This window comes from Nostoc sp., from assembly GCF_036917315.1.
Classification (GTDB): domain Bacteria; phylum Cyanobacteriota; class Cyanobacteriia; order Cyanobacteriales; family Nostocaceae; genus Nostoc.
This window is the reverse complement of the sequence record NZ_JBALDR010000042.1, coordinates 161,884-186,071: the sequence shown is the minus strand read 5'-3', so window position 1 is coordinate 186,071 and position 24,188 is coordinate 161,884. Positions and strand designations below refer to the sequence as shown.

Genomic DNA, 24,188 nt, shown 5'->3' with positions numbered 1-24,188 from the left:
TTATTTAAACCTCCTAGAATACCAATCCACGATCAAAAAATGAGATTGTGCTAATTCAACAAATCTCATTTTGCATTTAGCAAATTGGTATTCTAGTTTGTTTAAAAAAACAAACTTCATGTTTGATTATTCTCTACTTTTCACTTATCAGTGTTGGTGGAGTAATAGTTGCATATTCTTGAGGCGTGAGCAATGCTTCTTTAACATCAATCTTTTTGGGTAAGATTTTTTCGTTATAGAACAAATCAGCAACACTTTGCTGGGCTTGCATTAGTTCTGGAGTAATTCCTCTGAGTCGATAAGTAGCACGACTAGAAATTATTTCCTGAATGGGTAAATCAATTTTGAGTACAGGTGCTATGAGTTTGGCTACTTCTTTACGATTCGCTTCTGCCCATTGACCATTTTTATCAATTTCTTCTAAAATTATCCGAACTAATTCGGGATTTTCCTTAGCAAATTCTCGTGTTCCTACATAGTATCCGCCTGGAGTACCGATATTTGTCGCATCTCTCAGCACACGCGCACCGTGGAGTTTTTCTACCAAAGCTAAATGAGGATCGCCAGTTACCCAAACTGGAATAGTGCCCTGAATAAATGCACCACGAGCTTCGACATTGGGCATACTCAAGACTTGAATATCACTATATTTTAAACCTACTTCTTTTAAGGCTTGGATGATAAAATAGTGAGAAGCAGAACCTTTTTGAAAGACTACTTTTTGACCTTTGATATCAGCTAATCTTTTAATTGGAGAGTTTTTCGGAACTGCGATCGCACTACCTTTACCAGAATTAGGGCCAAGTCTTCTCCCAGCCAAATAGATAATTCTGGCACCCGCAGCTTGGGCAAAGATCGGAGGCGTTTCTCCAACTGAGCCAATATCAATTTTGCCCACATTCATCGCCTCCATAAGTTGTGGCCCTTGAGCAAATTGCGACCACTCTACTTTCAAACCCAAAGGCTCTAAACGTTTTTCTAAAACTCCTCTGACTCTAACTAAATCACCAGAGCTTTGATACCCTATTCGCAGTAACTTTGTTTTAAAAGTTATAGTCTTAGCTCCTGCTGGCTCTGCTTTAGGAACAGTTCCTGTATTTGTGTTAGATACAGTTGACGTACAACTAATTAAAGTAGTAGATAAAGCTATAAAACCAGGTATTAAAAACAATGAAAATTTACTAATTACTGTTGTCTTAGATTTCACTAAATTTTGAAACATTTTTGCACCTCAGCTTTTGATTAAATACTGATATAAAAACATTAGCGAAAAGCTTAACTTTTCCAATTACTAAAGTTGATTCTAAATCCCGAATTCCGAATTTTTATTCAATTACTTATTAGACTTAATTAAATTAGGCGTGAAAGCTGCATATTCTTCTTTATATTTTGCTTTTATAGGTTTAGTATTTAGGCTATACTCAGATAGTATTTTTATCTTGTTCATTTTTGATTGTTGCAGCTTATTCATAGAAAAAATGAGACTTTGCGAAAACCTGAAAAGTGCCATAATATGTTTTATCTTTAAAATTAATAATTTTCGTTGTAGCGCTTTAAACGAGTGCTAATAAATCTCAGTTTCAGTTTAGATATTATCAAGTTTTGTTTGGACATAAAGTATTTATAAACACTTGTTTAAAACAAAAACAATTAAGATTTTTATTATTTGTATTGATAAGCATATAGTGTGAGATTTAGACAAGTTTAATCAGTCAAGAGTCAGAATAACTCTTGACTCTTGACTGCCTTAAAAATGTATAGAATCAAATGCCCATTAGCTTAATCTTCTGAGCTATAAATCCTAAAAGGGACGACTACCTGCAAGGCTAACCCGCTTTAATACTCGTCGCTCATTTGGATCAAATGCTTGACGGTAATGCAAGGTAGCTTGATTATCCCAGTAGACGATATCACCTACAGACCATTTGTGTTCGTAGTAAAACTTGGGTTGAGTTAGATGTTGTCTCAACTGTTCAATCAGTTTAAATCCTTCTTCCGGCTCTAACCCGACAATTTCAACTTCTGTAGCAGCATCTAAGTAAAGATGCTTTTTACCACTTTCTGGATGTGTCCTAACTAAAGGATGGGGAAAGATCGGACTGATTAAAGGAATAGTTTTGTCTAAACGATACAAAGAGCGGGGTGCATTCCGATCTCGCAAAAATGGGTTGTAGGTAATTAACTGCAAATCTGCAATCCGTTCTTTGGTAGCTTCATCTAATGCCTCATAGGCTAAATTGGTGTTTAACCAATACGTATCTCCACCATGAGTTGGTATTTCCAACGCATAAAGAAGCGAACCACTAGATGGGGTAGGAGTCCATTTGCGATCGGAATGGAAAGTTAATTCTCCAGTACCAGCATAGCCACCATCGACATTGGAAATTGGAATCACTACCGGAGTTTCTCCTGGTTTAGAAGCCAATACTGGAGTTTCATCAGATGGTACAAAAAGCGCACCAAAGTATAGAGAAAAGTTCAAAAGTTCTCGATCGGAGAGCTTTTGGTCTTTGAAGATTAAAATGTGGCGATCGCGCAAAGCTTCTTTAAGTTGTAATATGACTTCAGGCGCGATCGCTTGACTGGCATCCAGATCGGTAACTATCGCTCCCAAAGGAGCATCGATAGGACTGATTTTAACCTTTGTCAAAGTCGAGATAGCCATAATATTCTCCTGTGTTTTAATTTTTTATTGGGTATAACTACTTATTAGCTAATACATCTGAAGGAGTAATTTTGGCGTATTCTTCAGGTGTCAAAAAACCGTCTCTAACATTTACCTTCTTGGGGATAAGCCCTAAGCTGTACCACTTATCTGCAACTTGCTGTTGCTTAATAATGGTTTTATCAGTGATTGGTACCAGCCCATAGTCATATTTCTGATGCATTATTTCTAGAGTTGGTGGATCTAGCTGAGTTACAGGAGCAAGTAATTGTGCAACTTCTTTGGGATGATCCTTAGTCCAGATTTCTGCCTTTTCTAACTCCTCTAGAAACACTTTGATAACATCAGGATGAGCCTGATAAAATTGGCGTGAAGTTGAATAAAAGTTGCCAGTATCCCGCAACTTACCACCATCTGCTAAAACACGAGCTATTTTATTTTGTACATTTCTAGTAGCAAATGGCTCCCAAATATACCAAGCATCCACCTTGCTCTGACTGAATGCCGCATTTGCATCTGGCGGCGCTAAAAAAACTGATTGCACATCGCTCAGTTTCAACCCCGCATCTTCTAACGCTTTAACTAATAAGTAGTGGCCAATAGAAGCTTTCTGGAAAGCTACTTTTTTACCCTTCAAATCACTAACACTTTTAATCGGAGAGTTTACAGGAACTAAAAGTGAAATAGCTTTACCACTAGGGCGTGTAGTAGCTAGATAAACAAGAGGCGCTCCGGCTGCTTGTGAAAATACAGGAGGCGATTCGGCTGTAGATGCAATATCTAGTCCATTTGCATTCAAGGCTTCTAGCTGTTGTGGCCCAGCAGCAAACTCAGGCCACTGTACTTTAAAACCCAGAGGCTCTAATCGCTTTTCCAAGGAACCCTGTTTTTCTAAAACTGCTAAAGCAGAAAGTTGTTTGGAACGTACAATCCGTACTACTTGTTTCTCAGTTGACTTCTCTGTAGTGCTAGATGAAGCTACCGACTCAGGGGAAGCTGGTGACTGCTGAGTGCTATTTTTTGCTTCACCACAACTTGATAGGGCCGTCGATAGCATTAAGCAGTAGCCTAGAGCAAACAATAAAGAACGACGTGTTGTTCTCTGGCTTTTTCTGAATTCAAACTTTCCTTTTAAAGCTGGCATGGGTTGTTTTATTGATTTTCCTCTAAGTGGTTAAAACATGATGATTAATTGCTATGTAAAAAAACAAAAAATCTTTTTTATTAAGTTATTTAAGAATTAAAAAAATACTTTTAACTCAAAAAACTTTATCTATTAACTTAAAAAATAGGTGGGTATAACCCACCCTAAAACGACTCGAGGAACTGAGAATTTAATAGTTAGGAGGCAAAAATTTAGGAAGTGGAGTGAGTCTTTCTCACTCCAATGTCGTGCTAGTGGAAGATTGAAATTTGTGAATGAAGCTCTGTTTTATTTGCGTGCAATTTTGTTAGTGCTTCCAAGCGACTAAAATTGTAGCTTGGAGTTCTTCTGTAAAATGTCCAGACGGCTCAACTGCGAGTAACGCTTCTCTGAGATCCTTTTCAAATGCTGGGGCGTTATCGCCATAGAAAATTTTGAGAGAGAAGGCTGTAGTGTATAAGTAGCCAAGATAGCTATCGACAGTCCAAGATTTTTCAAATGGCACTTCATAGTTTTCTTGACGAGCAAAAGCCGAATTGCCAATTACGACTTCATGGGGAGGATCGAGTGGTTTACGAGTGCCTTGTCCTCGTTGTCCAGTCCGGCGTTCTTCACCTAACCATTTTTTCACTACTCCAACAGCAGCTTGTTTCCAAGGTAGATTGCTTTCCCAAGGGTTATCACCAGTTTGAAGCAGTGCTAGCGCACCATCATCAGTTAGCAATTCATAAAGGCGCTCAAGCACTAGTTCGCGTTCCATCCAGTGGAAGGCTCTACCAATTGTGGTTAACTTAAATTTCCCTAAACTAGAGTCAATTAATTCTGCTCCTTGTTCTAACCAAGTAATATTATTTGCTCCAACTGCTGCTGCTTGCCGTTTAGCTTCTGCAATCATGCCGGGATCGGGATCGATCGCCACAACTTCTTCAAATTTGGTTCGTAGACCAATTGAAATTAATCCTGGGCCAGTACCTAAATCAAGGAGTCGTCCTTCACCATTGAGATTAAATATTTCGGCTAATTTGTCAAATACAATCGGTGGGTATTTGGTTCTATATTGAGCGTAGCCCTCTGCGGCTCCCTCAAATAAACTTGGGTCGTAGGTAGGAAGTGTTTTTAGTTGAGTCATATCAATTTTGGATTTTAGATTTTGTAGAGACGCGATTCATCGCGTCTTTGGGGATAAAGGTAGAGAGAGAAATAACCAATGCACTAAGAATATTGGGTGATGACGGGTAGTTGATCGTTGAGTACCCAATCGCCGATCGCACGTAATTTGTAGTCCACAGGATCGTGCAGGGTAAAGGTTCGCAAATCTCGCCAGTAACGATCAAATCCATATTTGGTTGCTGTGGCGCGGGTTCCTGTAACTTCAAAGATGCGGTTGGTAATATCTATACCTACACGGCTAGCTAATGCCTTGGCTGCGGACACTGCAATGGCAACTTCTCCCCTTTCTTGATGAGTCAGTTCTGCATCCTTTTCCCAGGCTGCTTGTACCTTCTTGGCTGCTTGGTCGGCTAGTGCGATCGCAGCTTGAATTTCCACCCAAAAATCACCGTAATGATGCAGAATATATGGGTCTTGAGTCGCACTATCTACACCTGATGTAATCCACGGTTTAGTAGTAGTTTTAGTATATTCACGAGCGGCGGCGAAGGCTGCTTTTGTAATTCCTAGATAAATATTGGTTTTTGTTAGCTGGGCAATAATGCCAAGAAAAGTTGAGAAGGCACTATCACGGGGATTTGGCGGCCCCAAAATCTCATCTTTTTCTACTAGGACATTGTTAAATGTATAACTACCGCTATCAGTGCGGCGTTGCCCGATGTTGTCCCAATCTTGATTAGAAACTAACCCTTCCCTGTCTTTGGGAATTATGAATATGAAGGGCAATTCTACACCATCTTCTAAAGCGGAGAATACCCGGTAATCTGCAACGGAAATACCTGTACCAAAGCTTTTAACACCATTAACCCGAAAATTGTCACCTTCTGGGTTAATTTTCAGCCTAGTATCCTTTGTATTAATCGCATTTGCCCAAAATAAATTATTTTTAGCAGTTTCTCTATAATATTTTTCCTTTTGGGCTGGCGTGCCGGAAACGTGAGCCAAAGCCGTCAAGTTGAGATGATTACCATACAATTGACCAATTGAACCATCAGCTTTTGATAGCTTTCTGACAATTTTTAAAGCATCAATCCAAGTAGCTCCAATCCCACCATATTGCTTAGGTACAATTAGTGGTAGCAGTCCACTTTCACGCAGTTTATTAATTTCCTCTTCTGGAACTCCAGCTTTAGCATCCCGTTCAACTGCGGATTGAGTAAGTTCCTTGGATAGAGAAGTTGCTAGGTCAATGTAATCTTTTGGTTTTGTAATATCTACTACCATAATTAAACCATTTTTGTGTAGGTTAGTTTTTGCAAGTCGATGCAATAAAGGTATAAACCAATGCATCAAAGGCACAAACCAATGCAATAAAGGTACAAGTCGATGCATCAAAGGTGCAAACCGATGCAATAAAGGCGCAAGTTAATGCATCAAGGGTGCAAGTCGATGCAACAAAGGTGCAGATTGTTGGTATTAGACACAGAATTTAGGAGAAATGTAGAGTGGGCAAAGCCCACGCTACAAATGAACAGAGGAAATGGAACATGGAACGTTGTAAAGAATTGTCCTTTGTCCTTTGTCATTAGTCCTTTGCAAATGACCAATGACTAATGACAGTTACTTCTTGGTCGCAAGATATTCATTTGCGGCTTTCTCAACACCTGTACCCTTGAAGAAGTCTTGATTGAGACTGGTGTACAACTCCAAAGGATGGATTGAGAGGAAGTAGCGGAGGTCTTCTTCGGTAATGATTTCGCGTTCTGCCATTGAGTAGGCATTGGCTGTAACGGCGGTGATATCAGGCACATCCCAGTGACCGGAATCGGAACCTAAGAATGCTTTAACTCTGTCCCCAAATGGGTTAGCGGCACGATTAAAAGCCTGGGATACACGGGTATCGTCTGATTCTGTACCGAAGTAGAAATGATTCAAGAAGCGATCGCGCACATCTTCTGGCTTCTCAATTCCCGCTAGTTCAAATTCGTCGAGTTCGCCCGGATTTTCTGGAGCCAATAATTGATGATGGAATCCTAAACCGTCACCAATCTGATCTAAGCGTCCATCTACAAGTTCGCCACCGTAGCGGGTGTACAACTCTACTAATGCTTCCTTGTCGATAATAGCAGGATTGTTATTTGACAACAAATGTTGTTTGTTGCGGGTTTCCCAATGCCAAATAATATCGGCGTATAGACTAGCACCCCAAGCTGAACCACCTTCTAAAAAGGCAAACTTTAATTGTGGGAAGCGGCGGGTAACTCCACCAAAGAACAGCGATTTGCATAATGCTTCTGCTGCAAAGGCGAAGTGATTAATGTGATTGTACTGGGCGTTGGTGACAGAACGTTGAGTTGTCCAACCTTGGCTAGAAGCGTGAGTTGTGGGTACAACTTTCAGTTCTACGCACTTAGCCCAGAATGAATCGTAATCATACTTGCTATCTAAGCCAAAGTTATCAATCCAAACTACTTCGTTAGCGACTTCTTTGCCATACTTCTCAAAGGCAGGAATTGGACGACGGACGTAACCGGGGATTTGAATTGCTTTGAGTCCCAGAACATTCACCGCATATTCCAACTCTTCAATCCCTTCTTCAGGAGTATGTAGGGGAATTGCCGCGATGGGTGTTAGGCGGTCAGAAAAAGGACGGAAAATGTCAGCATGGTAGGTGTTAACTGCCCGACAAACGGCCCGCCGCATTTCCTCGTTGCCGATATTCGGGGCCATTGTTGCCAAGTTGGGGTAGACAACGGCAAAGTCTGTACCTGCTTCTTGCAAGCGTTCGTGCAGCAACTTGGGTAAGCTAATGGTTGCCAAATTCAAAGTATTTTTTGTCGGACGACCCCACCAGTTAGGGCGATTGGTGCGATAAGCAAAACGTTCTTCCCAACTTTGCTTGTACCATTTAAAGCGAGAAGATCCTGGTAAATTCTCTTTGAAACGTTCTACAAGTTCAGTTCCACCAACTTGTTCTAAATAATCTAAAACTGCTGGTTCAAATTCTTGGGTATGTACATCGGTATCAATGATGGGATAACCAAGTTTTTCCCGAATTTGAGCAGACTTGGTTTTTTGTGGACGGTCTAGAGCAATCGTCATGATAGTTTACCCTATTTATTCAAAAGATTGGTATTTGGGTATGTAGTAAGCGCTGAAGCGCTTTCTTCAGCACTAAAGTGCTTACTACGAACAATGATTTTTAAACCTTGCTAGCCAAAAATTCATCTGCGGTTTTCTCGACAGCCGTACCTTTGAAAAAATCACGATTCAGGCTGGTGTACAACTCCAAGGGATGAATTGACAGGAAATATTGCAAATCTTCTTCGGTGATAATCTTGCGTTCTACCATTGAATAGGTATTAGCTGCGATCGCAGTAATATCAGGTACATCCCAATGACCAGAATCAGAACCTAAAAAGGCTTTAACGCGTTGGCTTTGCCCGCCGTAGGCATCGCCATAAGGATTAGCTTTGCGGTTAAAAGCTTGAGCTACACGGGTATCATCTGATTCTGTGCCGAAGTAGAAATGATTCAAGAAGCGATCGCGGATATCCTCTGGCTTGGTAACTCCTGCAACGGCGAATTCATCTAAATCACCGGGTTCTAGAGGAGATAATAACTCAGCGTGGAAACCTAAACCGCTACCTAGTTGATCCAAACGACCATGTACTAATTCGCCACCGTAACGGGTATAGAGTTCTAGCAGTTCTTGGCGATCGATATTGGCGGGATTGTTATTTTCCACCAAATGATCTTTATTGCGAGTATCCCAATGCCAAATCAAATCGGTGTACAAACTAGCACCCCAAGCTGCACCTCCCTCTAAGAAAGCAAACTTGAGTGTGGGGAAGCGGTGAGTTACACCACCAAAAAACAGAGATTTACATAGTGCTTCCGCAGCCGATGCAAAGTGACCAATATGGTTGTATTGGTAATTGCTAATGGAACGGCGATTTATCCAGCCCATACCGGAAGAGTGGGTGGTGGGTACAACTTTCAGTTCTACGCACTTCGCCCAGAAGGGATCGTAATCATATTTACTATCCAAGCCAAAGGTGTCAATCCAGATGGCTTCGTTGGCTACTTCTTCGCCATACTTCTCAAAGGCGGGAATTGGGCGGCGGATATGTCCGGGGATTTGAATTGCTTTGAGTCCCAGCACTTTCACCGCATATTCCAACTCTTCGATCGCCTCTTCGGGCGTGTTCATTGGAATAGCAGCAATGGGTGTTAAGCGATCGCTATAAGGGCGGAAAATATCAGCGTGGTACGTGTTAGTTGCACGACAAACAGCCCGCCGCATTTCTTCATTCCCGATGTGTGGAGCCATCGTTGCCAAGTTGGGGTACACAACGGCAAAGTCTGTACCAGCTTCTTGCAAGCGTTCGTGCAACAACTTTGGCAAACTAACGGTAGCTAAATTTAGGGGATCGTTAGTGGGACGAGTCCAGAAAGGAGGGCGGGCGGTGCGGTTAGCGCGGCGTTCTTCCCAAGATTGTTTAAACCATTTAGAGCGAGATGCACCCGGTAAGTGTTCTTGAAAACGCTGTGCGATCGCAGTTCCAGCAACTTGCTCTAAGTAATCTAAGAATGCTGGGGGAAATTCTTGGGTATGTACATCGGTATCAATGATCGGATAACCAAGTTTTTCCCGAATTTGAGCAGACTTGGTTTTATGTGGACGGTCTAGTGCAATAGTCATAGTTTCTACCTGATTTTTCAATTGGATTGGGTAGATAGTCAATGCTGATTCAGAAGGTTGTTTACTCTCTTCTCAACAGCAATTCTTTTGAAGAAGTTGGGATTTTTCTTTATATGTGGCGTGATTAGTAAAGATAAAATCTCGAAAATCAGCTTCACTGATAATTCCCTTCTCCATAAATTCTCTCTGCGTTCTCTGCGCGGCAGTCGCTCATGGGGGAAACCACGCCAGATGCTCCACTTGGGGAGACCCCAAGACCGCACTGGCTCCCCAAGACCGCGCTGCCTTGCCTCTGTGGTTCGTTAAAAAAAACAAGATAAATAAAATTAACGCGGCTGTTCATTAACAGCCCAATCTGTTAATTTAAAGTCCGACTTTGCTAAACCCTGCGATACTAAAAAGTTCTTCGTGCCTTCTAAAAGTTTTACACCCTCGGCTGGTAATGGTTCTTCTGATACCTGTTTGAGTGGAAACGATACTTTTATAATATCGATGGGATATTTAGTAGTTTGAGCATGATACTGATAGTATTCTTCAGAATTAGCTTTTAAATCCTTGGCTGCTTCTGTCAGGATTCCATTAAACTTCTGCGGGAAATCAGGCTGTTTTGCCAGAAAGCTTTCGGTTGCGACAACTAATGATGTCCCTGACAAACCTTTATGATTTGCCGAAGAATCAATTACTGGAAACCCTTGCGATTTCAGAAAAGGGCCTAGATCGCTTGAGGTTGCATAAGCTGCGACATCACCACGTTCTAAAGCTGCTTTTGCCTCAGTAGTCATCAAGTGAACAACTTTTACATCCTTGGCAATTTTAGCTTCAGCTAATAGTCCCAGCAGATATCGATGCATATAAGAACCTTTTTGGGTGGCTATTGTTTGACCCTTAAGTTCAGCAAGCGATCGCGCACCATTCTTCTTTGCCACTAACCAAGCTGTTGTATTAAATTGACTGATTCGTAGCAATCGGGTTTCTTGACCCCTTGCTCTCAAAATTATGGCTGGTGTATCGCCTAAAGAGCCAACATCTAATTGTCCGGCGACAAGCGCTTCATTTAGATCCGGCCCGTTAGGAAATCTTGCAAAAGTAATGTTTTTAAATCCCGCTTGTTGCAACTCACGATCTAAAATTCCTTTTTTCTTTGCCCAACCAAGTGGCCCTGTAGGTTCTGAACTACCTACATAACCTATACGTAGCGTAGAAATGTTATTGGATGCAGCAACAGTGTTATTAACATTAACAGCCTCAACAGATTGAGCAGATTTAGTTTCTCCTTGGCTACATCCTGTAGTTAGTAGCAGTAGGACACAAGCCACTGAAGTTGAGAATCTCTTACTAGACATAAGGTATCTAGGGCGTGTTTTCAAACCTCTGGTTAAGCAAACTAGTCTTTGAAGATCCCCCCAACCCCCCTTAAAAAGGGGGGCTTTAAGAATTTCTTTTTCCTCCTTAAAAAGAAGGGCTTTAAGAATTTCTTTTCCCCCCTTTTTAAGGGGGGTTAGGGGGGATCTTCGAGTTTGAACACAGTCACTAAACTCAAAATTCCTAACTTTTCTAGGACTACGTTCTGCTTCCTGCTTCTTGCCTCCAGCCTTCTTTAATGCCAGCATGACTTTTTCTTTGCCGTACTATTTCATCTGCTTCAAAATTTGGAATGTTTCATCGGCTTTTGCTGTTGATGTACGTTTGTGTCCCCAACCGATGTTTTGCCGATAACTACCCAGTAGCCCCACTTCTGCCAATTCTGCCTCGTTGACTGAAGTCGTCACATCGCTTTCTGGTGCTACATAAAGGGCATCAACTGGACAATACAATTCGCACATATAACAGGTTTGGCAGTCACTCTGTCGGGCAATGGTTGGCGGCGCATTAGGTACTCTGTCAAACACGTTGGTTGGACAAATATTCACGCAGATATTACATTCTATGCACCGCGACTCGCTGACCAACTCAATCACACTGCTGCTCCTATTTTGGGTTGTGACTTTTCTGTACCATGTAAAGACTGACTCTTCACCCAAACTCGATCTAATCCGCCACTAATTAGGTGATGTTGCTGGTTAGCATCAAGTTCTGGATAGTCTAGATGTCTGTGCATCCCACGAGTTTCTTTACGTTCAATGGCACTGCTGTACATCCACCGCGCTGTAGCTACCATTGCCGCAGCTTCTCGCGCCCTGGGAAGCTCTTTCTCTGATGTTACCTGGCTACTGCGGAGTTCTTGCCAAAGATGATTTAGCTTACCCAAAGACTCGGTTAAGCCTTGTTCTGTACGGAAATAGTTCTTTTCGTAAGGGAATACTTCAGCTTGGACTGCTTGAATAATTTCATCAGTTGCTAAAGAGCGATGCCTTCGGCGGCAAGCTACGCTCCCACTCTCTAATACTACCTCTCCAACTCCCTTAACTTGTCGTTGAGTTTTGTATTCTCCCAAACTGCGGCTATATTCAGCAGCCGATTTCCCCGACCAATAGCCAGAAGATATTGCCCAAGCCGCATTATGACTACCACCGCCAGTAAATCCGCCACAAATCAGTTCTCGTGTAGCAGCATCTCCGGCCGCATAGAGTCCCCGTACAGAACTGGCACAACTCTCATCGACAATCCGAATTCCCCCCGTTCCGCGCACAGTTCCCTCTAGGCGCAGAGTCACAGGGAAACGTTGGGTAAATGGATCGATGCCTGCACGATCGAAGGGTAAAAAGAAGTTGGGCTGTGCTAAACGCATAGATGCCCGCATCGATTCCGCCGCTCTGTCTATGATGGCGTAAACTGGCTGTTGCAGCAATGTCTGGGCTATTACTGAACGTCTATGAGAACTTGCCCCCGGAATTACAGTACCGTCTTCGTAGGTGAAAGTTGCCCAATTATAAAACAGGGTTTTGGTAACTGAAGAAAAGGCGGGAGAGATGCCATAAGCATTGGAGAATTCCATACCCGACATCTCGGCTCCTGCTTCTGCCGCCATTAGATAACCATCCCCCGTCAGGACGTTGCATCCTAACGCTTTACTGAGAAATGCACAGCCACCTGTGGCGATAATTGTGGACTGCGATCGCACTATCCATTTCTCACCAGTCTGACGGTTCACACCTGTTGCACCAGCAACAGCACCATCGTCATCAACCAGTAATTCTAAGGCGGGGCTGTTGTCTAAAATCTTGACTCCAGCGCGTTGAATTTGCCGCCGCATCAGCCGCATATATTCCGGCCCTTGCAGCGATCGCCGATAGGGTTTGCCTTCATCGTCGGTAGGGAAGGGATAACCCCACTCTGCTAACTGATTGACGTTTGCATAGGTCCGATCCAGTACTCGATCCATCCAGTTGCGATCAGATAAAAACCCACCCAACGATTCCCGACTTGCCTTCGCTGTTTCCCGTGCTTCGGGATCGGGTGGCACATACCATACACCATTACCAGATGCCGCAGCGCATCCAGTCGTACCACAATATCCTTTGTCTACGAGGACAACTCTAGCTCCATTTGATGCAGCACTCCATGCCGCCCAAGTTCCAGCTGGCCCACCTCCAATCACAAGCACATCTGCTTCTAAGTCGAGTTCAAAATCGTTTGTTAACGTCTTCAGCATCTACCATTTCCCTCCATCAATAAACTCTTAAGCATCAAGTCTTCACCCCATCCATACTGCAAAATAAATATTTAAAAATCTAGGAATTGCGACCCCTTAATACAGGTTCTGACTAGCTTGACATTACTTAAATACTTTAAATCGATCGATAAACCGTAGTTTTTAGCATAATAAAGTCTTTCACAGTTTTCAACAAAAAGCAAGCATTTTACCAAACAACTCCAAACGTAAATTTATGTAAAACCAACTGAGTTATCTTTCTCAATAACTTGCTTTGTAACGTCTTTTGTGTAGTGGTCTAATTTTGGTTGATAAAATATTTAAATTCCATAAATTTACAGTAGTTTAATAAATTTTTTCTAAACGGTTTTGTCTAGATAGAAAAGACGCGAAATTGGATTGGGCTTTGTCTTGGGGCACTAACGAATGGCACTAAGTTAATCGCAAAGCCCTGATATAACAAGATTTTTGAGTGTGGGGAGTGGGGGGAGTGGGGGAAGTGTGGGGAATGGGGGAAGTGTGGGGAGAAAGAGGAGAAATTGAATAACTGCATATCAACAAATGCTGCATTGCCTCCCCATCTTCCCACACCTCCCACACCCTGCCAGCAAGGAGGTTTCAGCTTTTCTTAGTGCCATTCGGGCACTAACAGTTGACTCCCTTAAGACTCAAGAATCCCCGGACTTTTGATTAAACCTCAGCAAATTTTTATTCAGTCCGGGGAGTGTCAAAGGTTAAAACCTAAAGACAGTACGAACCCAAGCAAATAAACTATCAGGATTGCTGGAATCTGAGTTCGGTGCAGTAATCCAGATCAAACCCGGTGTAACCTCAATATTATCTCCGATTCTATATTGGTAGAATGCCTCAACGTGTAGGGAAGTATCTTTGTCTGCTTGACCCGCACCCGCTCCCAAATCTACACCCCTACTGAGACTAATCATTTTTGGTTCCATACCAACTAAAACCCCCCCTAGAGCACCTTCACTAAAAAGATCCGGGAATGCCAGCCCTACCGCCCAATCCATAGCTTCGCCATCTCCGCGCCCCAAATAACGGTGTGCTGCATAACTTACCCAGGCATTGACTGCAAACTTGGGATTAACTTGATAAAACGCCTGTAGACCATAAAGGTTGCCCACAGTTGAGGCTCCAGGCACGGTGCTGTTTACTAGGTTACTCCCGACTGCTGGGCCGAAATTTGTTCCACTAAAACCTAGAGTATTTGGTGGGCTATAGGTATTGACGTAAGTTGCCGCCACCCGAAAATTCCGATTAGAAGAGTAGTATATTAACTGTGCTAAAGCTAAATATCTGCCTGTAAATAAGCCGTTATTAGTTGTGGGATTACCACCGTTTGGTGCGCTGTACGCTAGCCCTAATTGAACCTGTTTGCCCAATCCCTGGAGTACAGCAATTCCAGGGCCGCTATCTCCATAGTTATAGACCAAAGATCGCCGTGAAAATCGTGAAATCCCATTAGCACCAGTTGCAGAAGACGATTCAAAATATGGGTTAATAGGGCCAGAAAGACCTATCTCACTAGCTCCATCAGACAAGGGATAAATGTTGACTTGGGTATTTGGAAAAGGTAGAAACCGATAGCGAACACCACTGAGAATAAGAGTGTTGCGTGCAAAAGTAATACTGGAGTTATCAGCAGTTCTCCCCTCATAAGTTCCCAATAATCCAGCTCTTGTTTGTCCCAGTGATTCAATATTTCCACCTCCTATTGTTATACCTAGTGAATCTTTTCCGTTAAAACTGGTGTTTAACCGTAAAGAAGTTGAGCCTTGAAGTGTGACATTGTTAGGTGCTGGTCTCTTGGTGACGACATTATTACCCGCCAGAAGTTCGCTAGCAACAATTTGGACTCGACCTATAAGTTTGGTTGTGGTTGTAAACTTCGTTGCTTCTAACTTCGCAGTTCGCGTTTCCAAGCTATCTACACGTCCCCGAAGTTGAGCGAGTTCTGGAGAAAATTGTTCTTGTAGTTTTTTGATGGTATCCAAGTCTTCGCGTTTAACTAAATCTGTTGTCGAAGTCGCTATTAGTTCATTGAGGCGATCTAAAGCTGCATTCAACCCAGCGGCAAATTCATAGCGTGTTAGGGAGCGATCGCCTTTAAATGTACCATCTGTATATCCTGCAATTACACCGTAGCGCTCAACTAGAGACTGTAATGCTTGAAATGCCCAATCTGTCGGCTTAATATCTGATAGTTGCGAGACGGATGTCACTTGTCCTGCTGCATTATTTGGAGCTTTTTGCTTAGTTGGCGGTGTAGCTTGCAACAATTGCGATACAGGTATCACTCGATCTCGGAGATCGTTTGGAGCTTTTTTAAGAGTGACTGGTGCAATTAAAGTGTCTACTGTTTGATTGACAACTGATTCTGGAGCTTTGTTCTCTTCTACTTCAATATTAGATACATCAGATTTCGGTAATTCAGCCTGACTTTTAGCTGGATGAAAAACCAGTATAGCTAGAATATCTAGTATCGAAAGCAGGAACACTATGGATCTATAATTCCAGCGAAATTTTGACATGACTCCTTAACTCCTCAACCTTAAAAATGAATAAATTCGCCCGTAATTTGACATAAAAGGCACGACAAATCATTGCTCTAATGTTTATAAAAAACGATTAGAACATAGATTTATGAGGGCTTTAACCGCTAAAAAAGTGCAAAGTTCTGATAAATATCGAAACCATTGCTAAGTAGTTTAATGTCCAATTCAAAATTCGCAGCAAACTAGGAATTCTGACGTCTAAAAGAATCCTAAAAACATCTAGAATCAGACAGTGACTGCCTTAGCAAAGACTTCTCGACTTTTAAGGTAAACTCAACCACACGCTATATTATGAACTGATCCTTCTAATACATCCTAAAATCCTTTTTTTTGGTTATGCTGTATAAAGTTCATTAATGGCTATTGACATTGACTCAAGCTTGATTTAGATTCGATTATTTGCCAATTAACATTAATTGAAAACACTATTTTCTAATCAGCTATATTTTGACAGCATCAATCGTTACATAAGTACGATAGTTCTATCGACTTACCGTACTTTGGTAGAATTATCTTTGCATAGAGCTTGGTACAATGCAAGACCTAGTACTTTTTCTTCGTAGATGCGCCTTATATATTCGCCTCAAATGCCAACACTGAACTAACTGCACAGATCCGAGGCAGAAAATTGCCATCAAAATAATCGTAAATCCGGTTAAAGGCGAATAGGGGACAAAAAGACGCCGATACAAGACTAAGCTGTTAAGTACTTAATTTACACGTTGAGATCGCAGGGGAGAGGGTTTGAAGTTCTTACCCACAATTTAAATTGTGCAACTTGTATGCACAACAGCTTAATAAAGCCACCGCCACTCTACTAAGCCTAAGTAAGTTGATAACTACAGTGGCACTATTGAAAAGGACACTAGACCATTCATTGATAGCAAGGGCTAAGGATTTGCTAAAAGTGTATTTAACTTCCCCAACCAAGCGGGGGTTGCGCTCGAACCGAATTGCTGTTTGCTGAAAGCCAACCCAAGAACGTAAAGATCGTAACCTTTATCCAAACACAGACTTAGAAAGTGCAAGTTAGCAAGGTTTCTGTCGATGAAACCAGAAATGAACACTTCCAAGTCGCAAAAATGTGGGTAATTGACACAAAACTTGTATTCTTCACGACAGCTATTGTTGCAAAAAAAGTGTCATGATTATTGGCACTGTGCGTGAAAACGTCAATCTTGTGGGCAGTTATTCTTTATGAATCGTTAATCTATCACTGGCGTTTTAAATAATTTCCTGTAAAATGCTGACTATAAACTCCGGCAATTCGATCGATCTGCCGTAGGATATATACTTGTACCCTGTCTGACACAAATGCAAATTCTTTGGTTTATCCCTACTGGATCTCATGACGGACGCTATTTAGGCACAGATATTGGTTCTCGTGTTGTCACACCTGATTATTTACAACAAATTGCCCAAGCTGTGGATAGTTTAGGCTACACGGGCGCATTGTTACCGACAGGGAGTTCTTGTGAAGATGCTTGGATAACTGCCGCTGCTTTCATCTCTGTCACAAAGCAGATGAAATTTCTGGTGGCAATTCGTCCAGGAATTACTTCCCCAGGTGCTGCTGCACGGATGGCAGCAACATTTGACCGAATTTCTAAAGGAAGATTGTTAATTAATGTAGTGACAGGTGGAGATCCGGTACAGCTGGCTGGGGATGGCTTGCATCTTAGTCATGACGATCGCTATGATTTAACCGATGAATTTCTCAGAGTTTGGCGGGGTATTGTCAGTGGGGAAACAGTCGATTTTAAAGGAAACTACCTGGATATTAAAGGCGGTAAACTCCTATTTCCACCAGTTCAACAACCCTATCCACCTTTGTGGTTTGGTGGCTCATCTGCTGCCGCCAAGCGGGTTGCTGCTAAACATATAGATGTTTACCTGACTTGGGGTGAACCTCCACAACAAGTAGCCCAAAAGATCGCCGAAGTTCGGCGACTAGCGGCTGAACAAGGTAGAACAGTCCGTTTTGGGATTCGCTTGCATGTAATTGTGCGAGAAACCGAGTCAGCTGCTTGGGATGCAGCCAATGAGTTAATTAAGTATGTGGATGAGGATGCGATCGCAAAAGCTCAGAAAGACTTAGCTCAATCTGATTCTGAAGGACAGCGGCGCATAAGTCAACTACATAGTGGTAGTCGAGAAGCCTTAGAAATTAGCCCCAATCTCTGGACAGGAATTGGATTGGTGCGGGGTGGTGCTGGTACGGCCTTAGTCGGAGATCCTGACACCGTTGCCGCTAGGATGCTGGAATATCGCAATTTGGGGATAGAAACATTCGTTTTCTCTGGGTATCCCCATTTAGAAGAAGCGTATCGCACCGCTGAATTATTATTTCCCCGCCTACCTTTGCAAAGTGAACCTGCACCTTTAACGCCACCAGTATTGAGTCCCATTGGCGAAGATTTCGCCAATGAAAAATTTGCGAAACAATTAACAAGTGCTTCATGACCTAATAATTCGTAATTCGTAATTAAAGAGCAAGTTACGAATTATGCGAACGATGCTTCTAGATTCATCCTTGTGGACAATCTAAAACTCCAAATCCCATGACTATTACCCTTAAACACACCAAAAGCAACAACAATACAATATTCCTGAACGAATTGTGGGAAAACCAACAATTCCAGAAGATAGTTCCTTGGATTGTGCCTGTTACCGTATTAGTTCTTTGGGAACTTGCTTCTAGAACTGGTCTACTTTCAACCAGGATTTTACCAGCACCAAGTGGTGTAATCGCTACAGCAATTAAACTAGGCTCAACTGGAGAACTGTTCCAACATATAGGAATTAGTGCAGGGCGGGCGATATCTGGTTTTATAGTTGGTGGCAGTATTGGCTTCGGTTTGGGATTACTCAATGGCTTTTCCCGTGTAGCAGAAAAGTTATTGGATAGTTCCTTGCAAATGCTGCGTACTATCCCTAATTTGGCATTAATTCCGCTAGTCATTCTCTGGTTTGGTATTGGCGATCAAGCTAGACTATTTCTAGTATCTATGGGGGTCTTTTTCCCGTTATATCTCAATACATTTCATGGTATCCGCAGTGTTGACCCTGGACTGATTGAAATGGGAAAAGTTTATGGATTAAAAACACCACAACTTCTGTGGCAAATTATTTTTCCAGGAGCTTTATCTTCGATTCTCGTTGGTGTCCGTTTTTCCTTAGGGATTATGTGGTTGACACTAATTGTGGCAGAAACGATCGCAGCAGATTCTGGTCTTGGTTATATGGCAATGAATGCCCGTGAGTTTATGCAAACTGATGTTGTGGTTTTGAGTATTGTAATCTATGCACTGCTGGGTAAATTAGCAGATGCTGTCGCCAGAGGATTAGAAACAAAATTCTTGGCTTGGAACCCCAATTACCAAAAGTCATAAATGCTAAACTCACCAGAATTAAAGGTTGAAAATTCCTGATTTTAACTTTTGACTTCTGTTGATTTTGAGTGTGATTTGCTTTCTTCAACGTCTTATCAAATAAATAATAAAATTCAAATTGTTCTCAAAAGGAGGTTTTGCAAGTGAGTTCAAATGTACAGGGTACACAACTAAGTATTTTGGATTTGACGAAAACTTTTGGCAATAAAACTGTTCTAAACTCGCTGAATTTAGAAGTTGAAGCAGGTGAGTTTGTCGCTATTGTTGGACGAAGTGGTTGTGGTAAGAGTACCTTATTGCGTCTTGTGTCAGGATTAGATAGAGCAACTTCAGGTGGAATACTACTGGATGGAGAACCACTACATAGACTCAGCCGCTTTGTAACAGTGATGTTTCAAGATCCCCGCTTGCTGCCGTGGAAGCGCGTTATTCAGAACGTGGGGTTGGGCTTAGAAGGTAATTGGCGTGAAAAAGCTTTGTGGGTACTCAATAAAGTCGGACTCAAAGATAGAGCTGATGAGTGGCCTTATGTTTTGTCTGGAGGACAACGGCAAAGGGTATCATTGGCCAGAGCTTTAGCCAGTCAGCCCCGTTTGTTGTTGCTAGATGAACCTTTGGGAGCATTGGATGCTCTAACTCGCCAAGAAATGCAGCATTTGATTGAAAACTTGTGGCAAGAGCGAAGATTTACTGCGTTTTTGGTTACTCACGATGTAGAAGAGGCTGTGGCGTTGGCAGACCGAGTGATAGTGATTGATGAAGGAAAGATTTCTATGGATTTACCTGTGAGACTTTCACGCCCGCGAGATCGAAGTAGCGAAATGTTTATCAATATCAGAGAAGCTGTTTTAGAACGAGTAATGAGCAATGATAATACTCAGGTAAACAACCAGTTATTACAGCTAAGTAGTTGAAATTTAAGCTTTTTGTAGTCAATCAATATTAAACTTGGGGTAGCTGCGGTAAATAGGCTACTTCGAGATTAAAACCTGCTCTTAAAAAGCAGTTATCTATAGCAATAAAAAATTATTAATGAACAATCAAAATACCTCCCAACTCTTATCTCTGGTGCTTTGGGTGATATTTTTTCTATATTCACGTTTTAGATAAACTAAAATATAATAAATAATCTATATTGCTTTATTAAAAGTGAATAATACATAAATATCTAATGATTGTCAAAAAATTAACAAAATATGATGCAGAAAATTATAGACAAATCAGATTAGAAGCTTTAGATAAAAATCCAGATTCATTTGGCACAACATATCAAGAAGAAGTAATTAAGCCAATAGAGCAATTTCGGGATAGAATTCCAGTAGATAATAATAACTTTATTTTGGGATGTTTTGAGGATAAAAACTTAATTGCAATAGTTGCGTTTAACCAATAATCAAGAATAAAGCTCTGGCATAAAGCATATATTAGTAGTATGTATGTTCAACAAGAATATCGCGGAAAAAGTGTAGGTAAATTGTTACTAAATGAATTAATTGAAAGAGCAAAAGCTCTTAACGAGGTAGAAATATTATTACTTGATATTGTTAAAAATAATGTTTTAGCAAAATCACTTTATTTATCATTGGGATTTCAAATATATGGAACAGAGAAAAGAGCGTATAAATATAAAAGCCAATATTTTGATCTAGAGTTTATGTGTTTACAGATTAAATAATCAGCGATGAAATCTTACTAAATATTATCATAATCAGTGCCAAGGGAAAATGGCACTTAATTTTTTGTCAAACATAGGCAATTTCCAGATATAGCCTTGTAAATAAAGAAGAGGTAATCTACAATGAAGCTCATTTTACCGCTCGATTTGGTTGCTGATATTGAGCCACATCTACCACCCAATACACAGATTGTACGAGTAGATGTTGAAGGAAATCTAGATGGGGATGCTAGCGATGCTGAAGTTTATTTCAGTTGGTTTTTATCGAGAAGTCCTATACTGCATAAAATACTAGAATCAGCACCAGCATTGCGTTGGCATCATGCACCAAATGCAGGGGTGAATCACATCCTGACACCAACTTATTTGCAAAGAGATATTATCCTCACAAATGGGGCTGGAGTGCATGGAATTCCGATCGCAGAATTTGTCATTACTTACATACTGGCTCATGCCAAATACCTACCAGAATTATATGCTTTACAGGCTGAACGTCACTGGAAAAGAGGCTTCGCCATCCAAGAATTGACAGATGCAACCTTGCTAATTATTGGCGCTGGTGGTATTGGTCAAGAAATTGCCGCCCGTGCTAAACCCTTTGGCTTAAGAATTATTGGCAGTCGTCGTCATCCCCAAGAGCTACCAAATTTTGATAAAGTAGTGGGTGCTGATGAATGGCGATCGCTCCTGCCAGGAGTTGATTATGTAGTTATTGCAACACCTCTAACTCCCGAAACCAAAGAATTTATTGATGAATCTGTATTGCGTTCCCTGCCAAATCATGCCTACCTAATTAATATTGCTCGCGGCGGCGTAGTCGATGAATCGGCATTAATAAAAGCGCTCACAGAAGGTTGGATTGCAGGTGCAGCATTAGACACAGTTAACTCAGAACCTTTACCACCAGAAAGTCCTTTGTGGTCACTTCCTAACATCTTTATCACACCTCATACTTCCGGCCATTCACGCAAAAGTAAACAACGTTCAATAGCTCTATTTATCGACAATTTAAAGCGTTACCAAGCTGGTCAGCCGTTACGAAATGTAGTAGATAAAGAAGCAGGATACTAAGCAATTAAAAATTAAAACTTAAAAATTAAAAATTAAAAATGAAGAGGTGCTGCCGATTGGGTTGCACAATCCAAAATCCAAATCAAAAATTGAATTAGGGAGTAGCTAATGGTGAAACTAATTTTACCCGATCATCTCATTGCAGATATAGAACCACACCTACCATCTAATATAGATGTCGTGGAGGTGGATAGTGAAGGTAATCTCGATGGTGATGTTAGTGATGCAGAGATTTATGTCAATGGATTTTATCTGAAAACCTCTACCCTTGACAAAGTATTGACAGCAGCACCCGCGCTACGTTGGCAACAGTCACCAAGTGCTGGCGTGAATCACATCCTCACGCCAACTTTTTTGCAAAAGGACATTATCCTCACCAATGGTGCAGGAGTTCATGCAATTCCAATTTCGGAATTTGTACTGGCATTTATGCTCTATCACGCCAAGAATCTGCGGAAATTGCAAACTTTGCAGAATGAACACACTTGGGTAAGAGGAGTGTTTCTTGAAGAGTTGGCAGACGCGACTTTATTAATTCTCGGCACAGGAAATATCGGTCAAGCGATCGCATCTCGTGCTAAAGCCTTTGGAGTCACAGTTTGGGGTAGTCGCCGCCATCCCGAACCCCTGCCGAATTTTGACAAAATTGTGGGCGCTGATGAGTGGCGATCGCTCCTCCCAGCCGCAGACTATGTAGTTATTGCCACACCTTTAACTCCAGAAACTAAAGGCTCGATCGATGAAGCTGCGTTGCGCTCTATGCGTCAGTCTGCTTACCTAATTAACATTGCTCGTGGTGCGATCGTAGATGAAGCCGCATTACTTACTGCACTACGTGAGGGATGGATTGCGGGTGCTGGATTAGACACTGTTGCAACCGAACCTCTGCCACCGGAAAGTCCCTTATGGTCGCTACCGAACGCCTTTATCACACCCCATTGTTCAGCCTTATCGCCACGCCTGAGAGAACGCATAGCACAACTATTTATCGACAATCTTCAACGCTACCAAAACGGTCAGCCCTTGCGGAATGTTGTAGATAAGCAAGCAGGATACTGAGCAATTCAAAATTCCAAAAAATTAATTATTGCTCCTATAACGATGCGATAGCACTTGACATCCTCTCCACCTTACTTCGTTGAAGGTGGAGATTCCAAAGATCGCTCATTGGGTTTCCTCTTTCCACGAGTTGATTTACTTGAAGGAGTCACCTCACCCAAGTATCGATCGGTCTCTCCAGAGGCGTTATATCATGTCCGCATAATTAGTTATGATTCCCACAGTCATTGCACCCCACCCCCAACCCCTCCCCGCTCTTCGCTATCCATTACCCGGATCTTTCTCAACATTTACGAGAGTATTCACTCACGCTTTTTCTAACCCTGATTCGTTCGTCGTCAATTCTCAATAAAAACCTAATTTTAGCGAGAAGACTAAGAGCCAATCTGTCAAGTATGTTTGACACCTCAGTGTTCAAGATGCCTACAAAACAAGCGTTTCAAGATTGTAAAGAAAGATGTGACTAATGGATAGCCGCTCTTCGGGAGGGGAGACAAAGCGCAGCTTTGGCGGGGTGGGGTTCTTGGGGTTTAGTAAGTAATCAAGCGGACATGATATTAGTTCCGACGTGACCCGCCGTACTCAATCCTTTTTCTAATATGTCCGTGCAGCGTTCCAGTCCCGGTCTTGAATATGTCCACAAGGAAGGCAAGTATTGGTTCTTGTACAATGTGTGCAAAGGGATTTGGGCAATCTCATAACCCAAAAATCCACAAGCTAGTTTTAAAGGGAGTGAGCTATTGCCAGCAACGTAGTCCAGAAGCTTCAATTAAAAGCATTTGCCTCGTTATGTCGCTTGAATAAAGATAAATGATAGAGTATATAGCGATCGCTATGCGAAAAATGTAAATAAGATATGGCTGACCAAAAAGATAAAGCTCAAGAAAAAAACCGCCTTGAACAGCTTCAAGAAGAACAAGGCAACACAGATTCTAAACACTCAGGGGGTGCTGGCGCTTCTGGCGGCAACTCAGGTGCAGGTAAATCTGGCACATCAAAAATTTCTGCCACTGGTACACCTGATGATATCGAAAAAATCGATCAAGAGTAAAGCTGACTCCGAAAACGAGTCAAGGTTTAACTACGTCGGCTCTAATTAGTAACTCAACTCAACAAAGTCCTGATTATTTTAAGGGAACTGAGCATTGAGTATGGAGGAAGATTTTTTTCTCCTGCTCACTGCTCTTTGTCCCTAATCCGAA

19 protein-coding genes and 1 pseudogene are annotated in these 24,188 nt (G+C 41.8%); 8 read left to right on the top strand and 12 right to left on the bottom strand.

The window, feature by feature from the left end; genetic code table 11:
• Window positions 1-133 precede the first annotated feature (133 nt).
• The 12 genes and pseudogenes from V7K84_RS18920 to V7K84_RS34300 form a co-directional block, all read right to left on the bottom strand.
• Entirely contained in the window at window positions 134-1,222 is a 1,089-nt protein-coding gene (locus V7K84_RS18920; protein WP_334840255.1) for a sulfonate ABC transporter substrate-binding protein, read from the bottom strand.
• Window positions 1,223-1,801: 579 nt separating this feature from the next.
• Window positions 1,802-2,665 (bottom strand): TauD/TfdA dioxygenase family protein, encoded by an 864-nt coding sequence (locus V7K84_RS18915; RefSeq protein ID WP_334840253.1) that lies wholly within the window; start codon window positions 2,663-2,665, stop codon window positions 1,802-1,804.
• A gap of 37 nt (window positions 2,666-2,702) precedes the next feature.
• Entirely contained in the window at window positions 2,703-3,809 is a 1,107-nt protein-coding gene (locus tag V7K84_RS18910) for an aliphatic sulfonate ABC transporter substrate-binding protein (protein ID WP_334840251.1), read from the bottom strand.
• Window positions 3,810-4,116: 307 nt separating this feature from the next.
• Window positions 4,117-4,938, bottom strand: a complete 822-nt coding sequence (locus tag V7K84_RS18905) for a class I SAM-dependent methyltransferase (RefSeq protein WP_334840249.1) — start codon at window positions 4,936-4,938, stop codon at window positions 4,117-4,119.
• A gap of 83 nt (window positions 4,939-5,021) precedes the next feature.
• Window positions 5,022-6,203, bottom strand: a complete 1,182-nt coding sequence (locus V7K84_RS18900) for an acyl-CoA dehydrogenase family protein (protein ID WP_334840247.1) — start codon at window positions 6,201-6,203, stop codon at window positions 5,022-5,024.
• A 336-nt stretch (window positions 6,204-6,539) separates the two neighbouring features.
• Window positions 6,540-8,021 (bottom strand): amidohydrolase family protein, encoded by a 1,482-nt coding sequence (locus V7K84_RS18895; protein WP_334840245.1) that lies wholly within the window; start codon window positions 8,019-8,021, stop codon window positions 6,540-6,542.
• A 100-nt stretch (window positions 8,022-8,121) separates the two neighbouring features.
• On the bottom strand, window positions 8,122-9,624 hold the full coding sequence (locus V7K84_RS18890) for an amidohydrolase family protein (protein WP_334840244.1): 1,503 nt from the start codon (window positions 9,622-9,624) through the stop codon (window positions 8,122-8,124).
• Between the two features lie 326 nt (window positions 9,625-9,950).
• Window positions 9,951-10,967 carry an ABC transporter substrate-binding protein gene (locus V7K84_RS18885; protein ID WP_334840242.1) on the bottom strand — a complete coding sequence of 339 codons (1,017 nt, stop codon included), beginning with the start codon at window positions 10,965-10,967 and terminating at the stop codon, window positions 9,951-9,953.
• A 285-nt stretch (window positions 10,968-11,252) separates the two neighbouring features.
• The gene (locus V7K84_RS18880) at window positions 11,253-11,582 is read right to left on the bottom strand and encodes a ferredoxin family protein (protein ID WP_334840240.1); all 330 of its coding nucleotides are present in this window, start codon (window positions 11,580-11,582) and stop codon (window positions 11,253-11,255) included.
• Window positions 11,579-13,216, bottom strand: coding sequence for an FAD-binding protein (locus V7K84_RS18875; protein ID WP_334840238.1), 1,638 nt, complete (start codon window positions 13,214-13,216; stop codon window positions 11,579-11,581). Before V7K84_RS18875 ends, V7K84_RS18880 begins: the two co-directional genes overlap by 4 nt.
• Window positions 13,217-13,950: 734 nt before the next feature.
• A complete protein-coding gene (locus tag V7K84_RS18870; protein WP_334840236.1) occupies window positions 13,951-15,765 on the bottom strand; it encodes an iron uptake porin in 1,815 nt (604 codons plus the stop codon).
• A 514-nt stretch (window positions 15,766-16,279) separates the two neighbouring features.
• Window positions 16,280-16,785 (bottom strand): annotated as a pseudogene (locus V7K84_RS34300) (hypothetical protein); the annotation flags it as partial.
• A 318-nt stretch (window positions 16,786-17,103) separates the two neighbouring features.
• Between V7K84_RS34300 and ssuD the strand changes: the two are divergent.
• From ssuD to V7K84_RS18825, 8 genes are all read left to right on the top strand, one after another.
• Window positions 17,104-18,252: an FMNH2-dependent alkanesulfonate monooxygenase gene (gene ssuD, locus V7K84_RS18860; protein ID WP_334840234.1), complete on the top strand. Its 1,149-nt coding sequence runs from the start codon at window positions 17,104-17,106 to the stop codon at window positions 18,250-18,252.
• A gap of 98 nt (window positions 18,253-18,350) precedes the next feature.
• Entirely contained in the window at window positions 18,351-19,181 is an 831-nt protein-coding gene (gene ssuC / locus V7K84_RS18855; protein WP_334840232.1) for an aliphatic sulfonate ABC transporter permease SsuC, read from the top strand.
• Between the two features lie 143 nt (window positions 19,182-19,324).
• On the top strand, window positions 19,325-20,095 hold the full coding sequence (locus V7K84_RS18850; protein WP_334840230.1) for an ATP-binding cassette domain-containing protein: 771 nt from the start codon (window positions 19,325-19,327) through the stop codon (window positions 20,093-20,095).
• A gap of 257 nt (window positions 20,096-20,352) precedes the next feature.
• Window positions 20,353-20,574: a hypothetical protein gene (locus V7K84_RS18845; protein ID WP_334840228.1), complete on the top strand. Its 222-nt coding sequence runs from the start codon at window positions 20,353-20,355 to the stop codon at window positions 20,572-20,574.
• A 6-nt stretch (window positions 20,575-20,580) separates the two neighbouring features.
• Window positions 20,581-20,856: a GNAT family N-acetyltransferase gene (locus tag V7K84_RS18840; protein WP_334840353.1), complete on the top strand. Its 276-nt coding sequence runs from the start codon at window positions 20,581-20,583 to the stop codon at window positions 20,854-20,856.
• 123 nt (window positions 20,857-20,979) lie between these two features.
• A complete protein-coding gene (locus V7K84_RS18835) occupies window positions 20,980-21,927 on the top strand; it encodes a D-2-hydroxyacid dehydrogenase (RefSeq protein WP_334840225.1) in 948 nt (315 codons plus the stop codon).
• Between the two features lie 108 nt (window positions 21,928-22,035).
• Window positions 22,036-22,986 (top strand): D-2-hydroxyacid dehydrogenase, encoded by a 951-nt coding sequence (locus tag V7K84_RS18830; RefSeq protein WP_334840223.1) that lies wholly within the window; start codon window positions 22,036-22,038, stop codon window positions 22,984-22,986.
• An 856-nt stretch (window positions 22,987-23,842) separates the two neighbouring features.
• Window positions 23,843-24,037 (top strand): hypothetical protein, encoded by a 195-nt coding sequence (locus V7K84_RS18825; protein ID WP_138502135.1) that lies wholly within the window; start codon window positions 23,843-23,845, stop codon window positions 24,035-24,037.
• The last annotated feature ends 151 nt before the right edge of the window (window positions 24,038-24,188 follow it).

Coding starts and splice junctions, on each gene's coding strand:
- V7K84_RS18920 (WP_334840255.1), bottom strand. CDS start 1,222: ATGTTTCAAAATTTAGTGAAATCTAAGACAACAGTAATTAGTAAATTT.
- V7K84_RS18915 (WP_334840253.1), bottom strand. CDS start 2,665: ATGGCTATCTCGACTTTGACAAAGGTTAAAATCAGTCCTATCGATGCT.
- V7K84_RS18910 (WP_334840251.1), bottom strand. CDS start 3,809: ATGCCAGCTTTAAAAGGAAAGTTTGAATTCAGAAAAAGCCAGAGAACA.
- V7K84_RS18905 (WP_334840249.1), bottom strand. CDS start 4,938: ATGACTCAACTAAAAACACTTCCTACCTACGACCCAAGTTTATTTGAG.
- V7K84_RS18900 (WP_334840247.1), bottom strand. CDS start 6,203: ATGGTAGTAGATATTACAAAACCAAAAGATTACATTGACCTAGCAACT.
- V7K84_RS18895 (WP_334840245.1), bottom strand. CDS start 8,021: ATGACGATTGCTCTAGACCGTCCACAAAAAACCAAGTCTGCTCAAATT.
- V7K84_RS18890 (WP_334840244.1), bottom strand. CDS start 9,624: ATGACTATTGCACTAGACCGTCCACATAAAACCAAGTCTGCTCAAATT.
- V7K84_RS18885 (WP_334840242.1), bottom strand. CDS start 10,967: ATGTCTAGTAAGAGATTCTCAACTTCAGTGGCTTGTGTCCTACTGCTA.
- V7K84_RS18875 (WP_334840238.1), bottom strand. CDS start 13,216: ATGCTGAAGACGTTAACAAACGATTTTGAACTCGACTTAGAAGCAGAT.
- V7K84_RS18870 (WP_334840236.1), bottom strand. CDS start 15,765: ATGTCAAAATTTCGCTGGAATTATAGATCCATAGTGTTCCTGCTTTCG.
- ssuD (WP_334840234.1), top strand. CDS start 17,104: ATGCAAATTCTTTGGTTTATCCCTACTGGATCTCATGACGGACGCTAT.
- ssuC (WP_334840232.1), top strand. CDS start 18,351: ATGACTATTACCCTTAAACACACCAAAAGCAACAACAATACAATATTC.
- V7K84_RS18845 (WP_334840228.1), top strand. CDS start 20,353: ATGATTGTCAAAAAATTAACAAAATATGATGCAGAAAATTATAGACAA.
- V7K84_RS18835 (WP_334840225.1), top strand. CDS start 20,980: ATGAAGCTCATTTTACCGCTCGATTTGGTTGCTGATATTGAGCCACAT.
- V7K84_RS18830 (WP_334840223.1), top strand. CDS start 22,036: ATGGTGAAACTAATTTTACCCGATCATCTCATTGCAGATATAGAACCA.
- V7K84_RS18825 (WP_138502135.1), top strand. CDS start 23,843: ATGGCTGACCAAAAAGATAAAGCTCAAGAAAAAAACCGCCTTGAACAG.